Genomic DNA, 256 nt, shown 5'->3' with positions numbered 1-256 from the left:
GTCGTTTCCGCTCGACTTGCATGTGTTAGGCCTGCCGCCAGCGTTCAATCTGAGCCATGATCAAACTCTTCAATTTAAGATTTTGTGACTCAACGAATACTGACTTCAAAACTAATATTCATTCGAAAATGAACATGTAATTCTAAAGCTATTACCATTCCAACAGAATGGTAATGAATTGACTGTGCCAAAATTAAGTAAACTTAATTTTGTATTGGTCACTCAGTTCATTGAAATCAAGTTTGTTACCGAAGTA

The 256-nt window shown here is 35.9% G+C and carries 1 rRNA gene; it reads right to left on the bottom strand.

Annotation, left to right across the window (positions count from 1 at the left end):
• Positions 1-76: ribosomal RNA gene (locus tag H5300_RS27460) — 16S ribosomal RNA — on the bottom strand; the annotation flags it as partial.
• Positions 77-256: the final 180 nt, after the last annotated feature.

Origin of the sequence: Vibrio sp. SG41-7 (assembly GCF_014164465.1) — a bacterium.
Taxonomy (GTDB): Bacteria; Pseudomonadota; Gammaproteobacteria; order Enterobacterales; family Vibrionaceae; genus Vibrio; species Vibrio splendidus.
Note: the sequence above shows the minus strand (reverse complement) of the source record. Positions and strands in the feature narration are given on the sequence as shown.